Origin of the sequence: Ilumatobacter sp., assembly GCF_030065885.1 — a bacterium.
Classification (GTDB): Bacteria; Actinomycetota; Acidimicrobiia; order Acidimicrobiales; family Ilumatobacteraceae; genus Ilumatobacter.
Genome location: NZ_JASJCS010000057.1, coordinates 21,314 through 33,251 on the forward strand (window position 1 = coordinate 21,314; position 11,938 = coordinate 33,251).

The following is an 11,938-nucleotide window of genomic DNA, read 5'->3' on the forward strand; positions in this document are numbered from 1 at the left end:
CGGTCCGCGTGGCCGGTCCGGCTCGGCCGGCGCTCGAAGCCGGAACGTCGCCGTCACTCCACCATTCGGAGCGCGCGAGCGGGCTGGATCCGCCCGGCCTGCCGCGCCGGGAGACCGGCGGTCAGCGCCGCCGCGACGAGCGTGAGGCCCCCGACGACGGCGATGTCGCGCCACGGCACCGTCCACTCCATGCCCTCCGCGAAGCCGGTGCCGTTCCAGACGAGCCCGTAGGTGCCGATCATCGCGACGGCGATTCCGATCAGCACCGCCTCGGTCGCGACGAACGTCGCCTCGAGCAGGAACGACCGTGCGACCGGACGCGGCTCGAGCCCGATCGCTCGGAGCACGCCCACGTCGCGCCGCCGCTCGCGCACCGACCGCACCATCACCACGCCCAACCCGGCGATGCCGACCAGGAGGCCGACGCCGACGAACTGCTGCATCAGCGTGAAGAAGCCGGTGTTCTGAGCGAGCAGCTGGTCGACCGTGTCGCGGATCACGTTCGCCTCGGCGCCGTTCGGGGCGAAGGTGGTGCCCAGCAGGTCAGCGGATCGATCCGGCATCGCCGACGCGACGTAGAAGCGCGACGCAGCCGACCGCTCGCCGTACAGCTCCCGATACCCGTCGATCCCGTAGAACGAGCCGTTCCAGAGGAAGTCGGCAGTCGAGATGGCCGCGATCGTGACCGTGCGCGACGCACCGGTCACCGGGTCGGCGATCTCCACAGGGTCGCCGGGCTCGGGCAGGTCGGTGACCGGCCCGGCGTTCGACAGCAGGAACTCGTCGACGATGATCAGGTCGGGGTCGTCGAGGACCGCAGCCCACGCCGCGGCGTCGGACTCGTAGTCCCCCGCATCGAGCAGCGTCGGCGGCGCGGCGGCGAGCGCCGACCCGAAGCCGGTGATCGGCCAGTCGTCCGCCCGGTCGGCGAACTCGGTGCTGGCCAGGCCGTAGGCCAGTGGTGCGACGCCGGTGACGCCCTCGACCGCCGCCAGCGAAGTGAGGTCCGGAGGGTCGCTGGGGTTCGTCGTCACGACGATGTCGAAGCCGCCGGAGAGGTCGGCCGTGATCTCCTCGGCCTGGTTGCGGAACATCAGCGAGATGAACGACACGTAGACGATCGTCAGGATGACGATCCCGAACATGCCGAGCGTCATCGCGGTCCGGAAGCTCCTCGCCATCGGGTAGGCCAGGCCGACCTTGACCGGCAGGTTGCCGCCGAACCGCTCGGACAACCAGCGCCCCATCTGCTTGTGGTGCACCATCAGGATCGAGACAGCCGCCGCGCACATCGTGAGGCCCTGGACGAGGAAGATCGGGATCCCGGTCTCGATCCCCATCCACCCGTGGACGGCGACGAACAGCGCGCCCCACACGAGCACCAGCGCCCCCACCCACGTCGTCACCGCTCGCCCGGACAGCGGGCCGAGTGCGACGAGACCCGCACCGGTCGCGGCGACCATCGGTGCCACGGCGACGCCGTAGCCCTCCTCGGTGCCGAACGACAGCACGGACCAGGCGACACCGGTCAGCGCGACCACCAGGCCGACGAGCCGCCACCGGCGCCGGTGACGGATCGCACCGGTGACCGGCAGGTCGCGGATCGCGGCGATCACGTTCAGGCGGCTGATCCGCACGCTCGTGAGCACGATCGTGACGACGCTGATCGCGAGACCGATCGCGAACCCCTGGACCACCGTCGAGGCGTCGTACGAGAACGTGAGGTGCAGCGAGAACACGTCGTCACCCGACGTGAGGATCTGATCCGCCCGCCACGAGATCAGCCGGCCGAGTTGGATGCCGACCAGGGCGCCGACGAGCGACGAGACGAGCGCGTACAGCCACCCCTCGGAGGCGAACGCCATCACCAGGGAGCGGCGGCGCATGCCCAACGCCCGCAGCATGCCGAGCTGCGAACGCCGCTCGTCGGCGAGCATCACGAAGATGTTGACGAGCAGGAGGATCCCGGCGGCGACGGCGAACATCCCCATGGTGAAGTAGAGCTGCGTGAGGGAGTCGGCGGCGGTGTCGGCGGCCTCGATCACGTCGCGCTTCTCGGCGCGCACGGCCACGTCGTCACCGACGGCCGCCTCGATGATCTCGACCGCCCGGTCGGTCAGGGGCAGGCCCGACTCGACGTCACCGACGTTGGAGAACGTCACGAACGTCTCGGGCGGGGCGACCTCGGGCGGCAGCGTGACACCGCGGAGGCCCTCGGCGAGGCTGCCCGGCGTGACGAACACGTTGTAGGCCTGCTGGCGGTCGTCGACCGGCCAGAACCCGGCAACGCCCGTCCGCTCCAGGATGCGGTCGACGACGACGTCCACGCCGACGCCGTACACGAAGACGGTCAGGGTGTCGCCCGGCCGCGCGCCCGTGCGGGCGGCGAGATCGACCGTGATCGCTGCGTCGCCGGGCGTCGGCGTGTCGCCGGGCAGACCGACGATCGACGGATCGGACCCGAAGCGACGCGCCGCATCGAAGTCGACCTCGATCAGCTGGGCGCGCGGCTGAACCCGCTCGCCGACGACCGACACCGGCGTCGTGACGAGCGAGAGCACGCCGTCGAGCACGCCGTCGGCACCCTCGATGCGCTCGAGCGCCCCGACCCGCTCGACGAGCGCCGCTCCCGCGCCGAGCCCCGAGACCGACACGACCTCGTCGATCGGACCGAGCTGGTCGTAGGCGCTCGAGCGGATCGAGCGGTCGATCGTGTCGCCGACGACGAGCGAACCGGTGATGATGCCCGTGCCCAACAGCGACCCGAGCACGACCAGGAGGCCCTCGACCACGCGGCGGCGCGGATACCTGAACGCGAGGCGGCGGGTGACGGGATCCGCGGCGAGCGCGACCAGGAACGGCGTGCTCACGACCGCGACGAGCACCCACGAGGTCATGGCGCCGGGACGGACCGCCGGTGGTCCTCCACGACCCTGCCGTCGAGCATGCGCACGAGTCGCTCCGCGGACGAGCCGATGTCCGGGTCGTGGGTGACGAGCACGAGCGTGAGGCCGTCAGCGTGCAGCTCGCGAAGCAGCTCCATCACCGACGTGGCCGTCTCGGAGTCGAGCGCCCCGGTGGGTTCGTCGGCCCAGACGAGCCTCGGGCGGTTGGCGAGCGCGCGGGCGATCGCGACGCGCTGCTGCTCGCCTCCAGACAGCTCCATCGGTCGATGCGTCGTCCGGTGGCCGAGGCCGACGCGATCCAACGTCTCGATCGCACGCCGCCGCGCGTCGCGAGCCGTCGAACCGCCGAGCAGGAGCGGCAGCTCGACGTTCTCGGCCGCGCTGAAGACCGGGATCAGGTTGAACGCCTGGAAGACGAACCCCATCGTGGCCGCACGTTCGCGGGTGCGCGCCAGGTCGGACATCTCGTGCAGCACCCGCCCGTCGAACAGCACGTGGCCGGCGTCGATGTCGTCGAGCCCCGACAAGCAGTTCAGCAACGTCGTCTTGCCCGAACCCGACGGGCCCATGACGGCGACGAACTCGCCGTCGGTGACGTCGAGATCGAGGTCGTCGAGCGCGACGACGCGGTCCGCACCCGACTGGTAGACCTTTCGCACCCGGTCTGCGCGCAGGATCACCCTGTCCGAGGCCACGTCGCCATCGTGCGCGCTGCGGGCCCGACCGCTCCAGGGCCGGAGGTCATCGAGCCCATCATCACCCTCACCCCCTCATTCCCTGGCCCCACCGCCCCACCGCTCTCCCCTCGCCGCTCGACCGTCGCCCGGTGGTGTGGCGAGACCTCGGCGTCGGCGACGGGGATGGCCAGGATCTACGGTCGGACGACATCGAGCCGAGGGACATGGAGCTGACGACATGGAGCTGACGACATGGAGCTGACGACATGGAGCTGACGACATGGAGCTGACGACATGGAGCTGAGGGACATGGAGCTGAGGGACATGGAGCTGACGACATCGAGCCGAGGGACATCGAGCTGACGACATGGAGCTGACGACATGGAGCTGAGGGACAGGGTCGTGGTCATCACCGGTGGCGGGTCGGGCATCGGCGAAGCACTCGCGAGAGCAGCCGCCGACGAGGGCGCCCGGCACGTCGTCGTCGCCGATCTCGACGCCGACGGGGCCCATCGGGTCGCCGCCGACATCGACGGCACCGCTGCGGTCGTGGATGTCAGGGACGAGGCGGCCGTGAAGGACCTCGTCGACTCCACCGAGGCCGCCCATGGGCCGATCGACGTCTTCGTCTCGAACGCGGGCTACGTGACCGGTGCCGGCGTCGAGGATCCGAACGAGTCGATCCAGAAGATGTGGGAGGTCCACTGCATGGCCCACATCTACGCCGCGCGCGCCGTCCTGCCGTCGATGATCGCCCGGGGCGAGGGGTATCTCCTCAACACCGCGTCGGCCGCCGGACTGTTGACCCAGATCGGTTCGATGTCGTACTCGATCACCAAGGCCGCCGCCGTGTCGCTGGCGGAGTGGCTGGCGATCACCCACCATCACCAGGGCATCCGCGTGTCGGTGCTCTGCCCCCAGGCCGTGCGGACGAACATCATCCGCAACAGCCCGGACAACATGATCGACGGCGACGGCGACGGCTTCGAGGGCGGCGTCGCCAGTGGCGACGGCGTGATCGAGCCGGCCGACGTGGCGCAGCTGTGCCTGCAGGCGATGCGCGAGGAGCGATTCCTGGTGCTGCCGCACCCCGAGGTGACCACCTACATGGAACGCAAGGCCACCGATCGCGACCGCTGGCTCGCCGGCATGCGCCGCTTCCAGTCGGCGCTCTTCCCCGACGGACCGCTGCCCGGCGACGCCATCGCCCCGAAGCTCTGAGCCGGGCGGGCCGAACTCGGCGCGATGCGCGGTCGGCCGACGCTTATGGTGACGGCGGATGGATGCCGTCAGCAGCCGGTCGATCTGGCGTCGTCGAGACGTCACGCTCCTGGTCGGCGGCACCACGGTCAACGGCATCGGTGACTGGCTCCTCGAGCTCGCGCTGCCGCTGTACGTCTTCCTCGAGACCGAGTCCGGCCTCGCGACGGCGGCGGTCTACATCCTCAACCTGCTCGTCAGCGTCCTGTTCGGCCCGCTCGGCGGCAGCCTCGCCGATCGCTGGCCGCTGCGCGCCACGCTCGTCGGCACGAACCTGCTGCAGATCCTGGCGCTGGGTCCGCTCCTGCTCGTCAGCCCGGATCGCGTGTGGCCGGTGTACGTGGTCGCGGTCCTGCAGGGTCTGATCAGCAACGTCAACGATCCAGCGGGATTCGCACTGCTCCCCCGTCTGGTCGGCGACGAGCAACTCGTCGCCGCGAACTCGGCGATGTCCGCCGGAGGCTCGATCGCGCGGCTCGTCGGCGCCGCACTCGGCGGCATCGCGGTCGCGACCGGCGGCCTCACCGCCGTCGTCGTGGCCGATGCGGCCACGTTCGCCGTCGGAGCGCTCACCGCGTGGCTGATCAGCCCGGCGGCCGACCGTCCACCCGCCGGCGACACGGGCGGGGCGCGGGCGGACTCCTCGGTTCGGGCCGGTCTGCGCGAGCTCCGGGCGCGGCCGGCCGTGACCGCCCTGCTCGGCATCCAGGGGCTCGCGATGCTCGGGTTCGGCGCGTTCCCCGTGCTCTTCATCGTCTTCGTCACCGAGTACCTGGACGGCGGCGGCACGGAGGTGGGCGTGATCAGGGCGAGCTCGGCCTTCGGCGGGCTCGTCGCGGCCGCGGTGATCGGCCGGTTCGTCTCCCGGCACCACCCCGCCGAGCTGATGGTCGCCGGTTACCTGTCGTTCGCAGTCGTGGCGTTCCTGTTCGTGAACGGTCCCACCGTCACCACCGCGCTCGGTGTCTACATCGTGCTGTTCGCGCTGAGCGGCTTCCCGAACGTGTCGGCACAGGTCGGATCGACGTCGACCGCACAGATGTTGTGTCCGCCCGACGTGCTCGGTCGTCTCGGCGGACTGATGTCGGCCACCGGCGCCGTCGGGTTCGGCGGCGGGTCACTGCTCGCCGGTGTCCTACTGGAGTCGTTCACCGCACGGACGCTGTTCAACGGCCAGGTCGTCTGCCTGGTCCTGTGTGGCGTGATCGGCGCCGTCTTCGTCGTCCGGCCGATCCGCCGCGATCAGACGGCGACCGCAGCCGCCTCGCGTGCCGGGAGCGGCGCCGGCACCTGACGGGAGCTCACGTGACCGGATCGTCGCGCCACCGCGCGCCGAGGCGTTCGGCCAGCCGGACCACCTCGAGGTACGGGTTCCGTGCCGGCACGCCGGGCAGCAAGGAGGCATCGCCCACGAACAGGTGCTCGTGGCCCTCGACGGCTCCGTCGGTCCCGCACGCCACGCCCATCCGGCACGAGCCCGATGCGTGGTGGTAGCCACCGAGCCGCTCGCTCGCCCAACCGCGAATGCGCACCGGGTCGCCGCCGAGCGATGACGCAGGCGTCCCGGCGTCGTCGACGTACACATCGGACACGATCCGCCGGAACGCGTCGTCGTCGAGCAGCTCGAATGCCTCGGCGATCACCGCCGCCAACCCGTCGAGATCGCGCTCGACCGAGAGCTGACCCAGCTCGATCAGCGGCGGGCCGTCCGGGTCGGGCAGGCTCACCCGGCCCATGCTCGCGACATCCAGCCGGCCGGCGAGGAGCACCCCGATCGCCGGGTCACCCGGTACGTGGTTGAGCGCGACGATCTGGCGGCCCGGCCGTTCGACGGTGACCGTGGTGGCCGGAGCATCCGCGCCGACCGCGTCGCCCTCGAGTCCCAGCGAGATCGCGACCCCCGCGTGGTCCTGCAGCCCCTCTCCGACCCCCGCCACGTCCACACCGGATCGCAACAGGATCTCCGGCGTCCGGAACGCTCCTGCGCAGAGCACGACCCGGTCGGCCTCGTACTCGATGCCGTCGGCAGCGATCGCGCCGATCGCACGCCCGGCATCGATCGCCACCCGTTCGACGACACCACCGGTGACGATGGTCAGGTTGTCCCGGTGCATCGCCGGGCGGAGATAGGCGTCAGCGGCCGTGACCCGCCGGCCTTCGCGGCGCACCAGCCCGACCGGCGCCGCGTCCGGCGCCGTGTCGAGCAGGGCGCGGCCGACCCCGCCCAGCGACCACGGCGCTTCGATCGGGAGGTCGTGACCCGCACGTTCGGCGTCGAGGTCACCGATGACGACGGCACCGTTCACGAGCGACGACCCACCGAGACCGGCTCCCTGGTGGTACGGCTCGGCGGCCGTCCCGGCTCGCCGCACGACCATCGCGTCGGCGAGTCGCGCAGGCGCATCGAGCACCGGGCCGACATCGCCGGGGACCGGCGCCGGTCCGTGATCAGGGCCGGCCTCGATCAGCGTCACGGCATGATCGGGTCGCTCACTCAGGCGAGCAGCCACCACGCTGCCGGCTGCGCCGCCGCCGACGACGACCCACCGCGTCATTCCGCCTGCTGATCGCCGGCACCCCGCTCGGTCTGGTCCGGCAGACCGACGAGGTGTGCGGCGTCGTTGTACCGGTCGAGCCGCCACTGGCCAGACGGGACCCTGGTGAACGACGTGATCGCCGTGTTGCGCGTGTGCAGGTGCAACGGACCGGGCGGGATCCGCAGGAAGTAGCGGAACGCCGCCTCGACCACGCCGCCGTGGCAGGCGACGACGATCGAACCCCCGGCGTGAAGACCGACGACGGCGGACAGCGCCGCGCCGACCCGTAGATGGAACTCGCCGACGGTCTCGCCTCCCGGGAACGTCACGCCGTGCGGGTCACCGTGCCAGTCGGGCATGCCGTAGCGGTCGATGAACTCGTCGAAGGCGAGTCCGTCGCACTCGGGCCCCGGGTCGTGCTCGCCGAACCCCTCGTCGATGTCGATCCCGCCGTCGACGTCGAGGTCGGCTGCGAAGCCCAGCGCAGGTGCGATGATCTGCGCGGTCTCGATGGCACGCGGGTACCCGCTGGCATACAGCACGGAGGCCTCCAGCTCGCCGGTCTCGGCGATCCGCGCCCGGAGCCGATCGGCCTGCTGACGCCCGAGCGCCGAGAGGCCCGTGCACGTCCGCGGCCCGCCGACGACGCGGCGCACCGTCACCTGCGACTCGCCGTGCCTGATGAGGACGACGCGGGTCGGCTCGATGTCGTCGCTCACCCGCCGACCACCCGGACCATCATCCGGGCGATCATCCCCCCGCCGTTCCAGGTGCCTGCCGACTGCACAGCCATGACCCGGACCGTAGCCCGACGGCGCGTTCGCCGTGCGCCCGCTCGCGCCGCCGGTGCACGTATACATTTCGTTCAGATTGCACGGGTGTGGTGTGGTACCTCCTAACTTCGCGTCAGTGGCCACCCGGCATCGCCTGACCATCCGCTCGATCGAACCCGACCCCCGAGCGGCGGCGCTGGCGACGGCCGCCGAGCAGCTCGGACTGGGCGGCGGGAAGCCCGACGAGCTCGGCGTCGCCGACCTGATCTTCGTCGAGGGCGAGCTCGACCAGGACGAGCTGAACAAGCTGCACGGGTTCCTCGTCGACCCGCTGCTGCAGCGCGGTTCCTGGTCGGCACCGACCGATCGTGGCGTCGAGATCACGTACCTCCCGGGAGTCACCGACAACGCAGCGGCCACTCTGCGACATGCCGCCGACCAGCTGGGCATCGTCATCACCGGTGCCGCCACCGGTCGGCGCGTCGAGTTCGGCGCATCGATCGACGACGACCACGCCGACACGCTCGTTCGGCGGCTCGTCGCCAACCCGGTCATCGAACGGTGGGCGATGGGCGCGATCGATCCCACGTTCCACACCACCGGCAGCAGCACGGGCAAGGCCGAGATCGTGGCGATCTCGGGACGGAGCCTCGCCGAGCTGATCGAGATCGGCGCCGAACGGTCGTTGGCGCTCGACCCCGAGGAGCTGCTGGCCGTCCAGGCACACTTCGCCGAGCTCGATCGCGAACCCACCGACGTCGAGCTCGAGACGCTGGCCCAGACCTGGAGCGAGCACTGCGCCCACAAGACGTTCCGGGCTCACATCGCGACCGACGACGGCGAGGACCGGCTACCGCTCATCGCGATGCTCCGCCAGTGCACCGACGCGATCGACGCGCCGTTCGTGAAGTCGTCGTTCGTCGGCAACGCAGGCATCGTCGGCTTCGAAGGCGACGTGACGCTGGCGCTCAAGGCCGAGACGCACAACCACCCGTCGGCGGTCGAGCCGTTCGGTGGCGCCAACACCGGCGTCGGCGGCGTGATCCGCGATGTGCTCGGCATCGCACATCGTCCGATCGCCGTCACCGACATCCTGTGCTTCGGGGTGCCCGACACCCCGCTCGACGACGTGCCCGACGGTGCGCTCCATCCCCGCCGGATCCGCGACGGCGTGATCGACGGGGTCGCCGACTACGGCAACAAGATCGGCCTGCCGACCGTCGCCGGCGCGGTGCTGTACGACCCCGGCTACACCACGAACCCGCTCGTCTACGCCGGTTGCATCGGCCGTGCCGAGGGCTGGGAGCAGCACCGTGGCCCGTTCCCCGGCGACCGCATCGTCGTCCTCGGCGGACGCACCGGCCGCGACGGCATCCGCGGGGCGACGTTCTCCTCGCTGACGATGGACGCGACGACCGGAGAGGTCGCGGGCGCCAGCGTGCAGATCGGCGACCCGATCGTCGAGAAGCTGCTGATCGACGTGCTGGTCGGCGCCGAGCACCTCTACACCGCGATCACGGACTGCGGTGCCGGTGGGCTCTCCTCGGCGGTCGGCGAGATGGCCGAGGGGGTCGGCGCCGACGTCGAGCTCGACAAGGTGCCGCTCAAGTACGACGGCCTCGAGCCCTGGGAGATCTGGCTGTCCGAGGCCCAGGAGCGGATGGTGATCGCCGTGAAGCCCGGCAAGATGGCCGAGCTCACCGACCGCTGCGCCCGCTACGCCGTCGAGATGGCCGACATCGGCGGCTTCACCGGCGACGGGCTGCTGACCGTGCGGAGCGGAGGCGCGCCGGTCCTCGAGCTGACCACCAAGTTCCTGCACGACGGCCGACCACAGCGCGAGATGACGGCGACGATGCCCAAGCCCGTTCGCGACGACTACATCGGCCGCGAGGTCGACGAGCCCGCATCGGTGCTGCTGCGCCTGCTCGCCCATCCGAACATCGCGTCGAAGGCCGACGTCATCCATCGCTACGACCACGAGATCCTCGGGTCGACCGCGAAGCGCCCGCTCGTCGGCCGCCTCGCCGACGCCCCTGGCGACGGCGTGGTCCTCGCCGAGCCCACCGAGACGACCGGCGTCGCGATCGGCATCGGCGTCAACCCGTGGTACGGGCTCCACGACCCCGAGGCCATGGCGTACGCAGCGGTCGACGAGGCGATCCGCAACGTCGTGGCGGTCGGTGCCGACCCCGAGCGGGTGGCCCTGCTCGACAACTTCTCGTGGGGCGACCCGCGACGCGACACCACGCTGGGCGAGCTGGTCGCCGCCGTCGACGGGTGCTGCGCGGCGTCGATGGCGTACCGCGCACCGTTCGTGTCGGGGAAGGACTCGCTCAACAACGAGTACACCGGCTCCGACGGTCAGCAGCACGCCGTGCCGCCGACGCTCGTCATCACCGCCGTGGCTCACGTCGCCGACGCCGACCGGTGCGTCACCCCCGCCCTCACCCAGCCCGGCCATCACATCGTGCTCCTCGGCACGACGAGCCGCGAGTTCGCCGGGAGCCATCTCGACCTGCTGCTGGGGGCGCCGGCGCACGTCGGGTGTGCACCCGCACCCGACCCCGACGCACCGGCCCGTTACCGGCACCTGCACCAGGCCATCAACGACGGCCTCGTGCGCTCGTGCCACGACGTGAGCGAGGGCGGCCTCGCCGTCGCGCTCGCCGAGATGTGCATCGCCGGGCGACTGGGCGCCGACGTGACCGAACTCCCCCACGCCGAGCTGACCGCCGCGCTGTTCGCCGAGTCGCAGAGCCGGCTGATCGTCGAGGTCGCCGACGACGACCTCAACCGGTTCCGCAACGTGATGAACGAGGACGTGCTCGTGATCGGCACCGTCACCGACGATCACCTGCTCCGGTTCCCCGGCGTCGCACCGGTCAACGTCGAAGACCTGGCCGACGCCTTCAACCAGGTGGCCGCACCGACCGTCGACGAGGTGTCGCCGTGACCGCGCCGACTGCCCTCGTCATCGCCGGCCCGGGCACGAACCGCGACCGAGACCTCGCCTTGGCGTTCGAGCTCGCCGGCGCCGAGGCCAGCATCGTGCTGGCGAGCGAGCTCGCCGCGCAGCCCGACCGCCTCGACGACGCCCAGCTGATCGGCATCGCCGGAGGGTTCTCGTACGGCGACGCCCTCGGCGCCGGTCGCATGCTGGCACTCGATCTGATGGTCGGCGTCGGTGACGCCCTGCAGGCGTTCGTCGATTCCGGTCGGCCCGTGATCGGCATCTGCAACGGCTTCCAGGTGCTCACGCGCACCAAGCTGTTGCCGGGTGCGCTCGGCCACAACGCCCATGGCCGTTTCGAATGCCGGTGGGTCGTGATGGAACCGCCACCGACGTCGCGCTGCGTCTGGACCAAGGGGATCGACGAACCGATCCACTGCCCGATCGCGCACGGAGAGGGCCGATACGTGCACCCCGACGCCGACTCGCTGGCCGAGGCGGGCCAGGTTGCGTTCCGCTACCGCAGCACCAATCCGAACGGGTCCGTCGCCGACATCGCCGGCGTCTGCAACGCGACGGGCAACGTGCTCGGTCTGATGCCGCATCCGGAGAACTTCGTGGTCGGTCGCCAGCACCCGCACCACCATCGCGGGGGCGGGCTCGAACACCTGGGTCTCCAACTGTTCCGGAACGGGGTGGCCGCCGCGGCGGCGATGTGACGTGCGGACCAGCCTGTTCGAACCCTTCGTCGACGTCGACCTACCGCTCGAGGACCGGCGCGACGGCAAGGTCCGGGCATCGTGGTCGTGCGGCCCGGGCCGCCGACTGATCG

8 protein-coding genes are annotated in these 11,938 nt (G+C 71.1%); 4 read left to right on the forward strand and 4 right to left on the reverse strand.

Annotation, left to right across the window (positions count from 1 at the left end; translation table 11 throughout):
- Window positions 1–53: 53 nt before the first annotated feature.
- Window positions 54–2,897 carry an ABC transporter permease gene (locus QNJ12_RS13095; protein ID WP_300623105.1) on the reverse strand — a complete coding sequence of 948 codons (2,844 nt, stop codon included), beginning with the start codon at window positions 2,895–2,897 and terminating at the stop codon, window positions 54–56.
- On the reverse strand, window positions 2,894–3,601 hold the full coding sequence (locus QNJ12_RS13100) for an ABC transporter ATP-binding protein (RefSeq protein ID WP_300623106.1): 708 nt from the start codon (window positions 3,599–3,601) through the stop codon (window positions 2,894–2,896). The genes QNJ12_RS13095 and QNJ12_RS13100 overlap by 4 nt, the downstream gene beginning before the upstream one ends.
- A gap of 363 nt (window positions 3,602–3,964) precedes the next feature.
- Between QNJ12_RS13100 and QNJ12_RS13105 the strand changes: the two genes are divergently transcribed.
- Together QNJ12_RS13105 and QNJ12_RS13110 are read left to right on the forward strand one after the other, a co-directional pair.
- Window positions 3,965–4,804: an SDR family oxidoreductase gene (locus QNJ12_RS13105; protein ID WP_300623107.1), complete on the forward strand. Its 840-nt coding sequence runs from the start codon at window positions 3,965–3,967 to the stop codon at window positions 4,802–4,804.
- 58 nt (window positions 4,805–4,862) lie between these two features.
- Window positions 4,863–6,137, forward strand: coding sequence for an MFS transporter (locus QNJ12_RS13110; RefSeq protein WP_300623108.1), 1,275 nt, complete (start codon window positions 4,863–4,865; stop codon window positions 6,135–6,137).
- Window positions 6,138–6,144: 7 nt separating this feature from the next.
- Here the strand turns inward: QNJ12_RS13110 and QNJ12_RS13115 are convergent, their stop codons facing one another.
- Both QNJ12_RS13115 and QNJ12_RS13120 read right to left on the reverse strand, forming a co-directional pair.
- On the reverse strand, window positions 6,145–7,398 hold the full coding sequence (locus QNJ12_RS13115) for a GMC family oxidoreductase N-terminal domain-containing protein (protein WP_300623109.1): 1,254 nt from the start codon (window positions 7,396–7,398) through the stop codon (window positions 6,145–6,147).
- Window positions 7,395–8,099: a histidine phosphatase family protein gene (locus QNJ12_RS13120; RefSeq protein ID WP_300623110.1), complete on the reverse strand. Its 705-nt coding sequence runs from the start codon at window positions 8,097–8,099 to the stop codon at window positions 7,395–7,397. Before QNJ12_RS13120 ends, QNJ12_RS13115 begins: the two co-directional genes overlap by 4 nt.
- 190 nt (window positions 8,100–8,289) lie before the next feature.
- On the opposite strand from QNJ12_RS13120, the gene purL reads away from it, so the two are divergent.
- Together purL and purQ are read left to right on the forward strand one after the other, a co-directional pair.
- On the forward strand, window positions 8,290–11,109 hold the full coding sequence (gene purL, locus QNJ12_RS13125; protein WP_300623112.1) for a phosphoribosylformylglycinamidine synthase subunit PurL: 2,820 nt from the start codon (window positions 8,290–8,292) through the stop codon (window positions 11,107–11,109).
- Window positions 11,106–11,825 (forward strand): phosphoribosylformylglycinamidine synthase I, encoded by a 720-nt coding sequence (gene purQ, locus QNJ12_RS13130; protein WP_300623114.1) that lies wholly within the window; start codon window positions 11,106–11,108, stop codon window positions 11,823–11,825. The genes purL and purQ overlap by 4 nt, the downstream gene beginning before the upstream one ends.
- Window positions 11,826–11,938: the final 113 nt, after the last annotated feature.

Coding starts and splice junctions, on each gene's coding strand:
- QNJ12_RS13095 (WP_300623105.1), bottom strand. CDS start 2,897: ATGACCTCGTGGGTGCTCGTCGCGGTCGTGAGCACGCCGTTCCTGGTC.
- QNJ12_RS13105 (WP_300623107.1), top strand. CDS start 3,965: ATGGAGCTGAGGGACAGGGTCGTGGTCATCACCGGTGGCGGGTCGGGC.
- QNJ12_RS13110 (WP_300623108.1), top strand. CDS start 4,863: ATGGATGCCGTCAGCAGCCGGTCGATCTGGCGTCGTCGAGACGTCACG.
- QNJ12_RS13115 (WP_300623109.1), bottom strand. CDS start 7,398: ATGACGCGGTGGGTCGTCGTCGGCGGCGGCGCAGCCGGCAGCGTGGTG.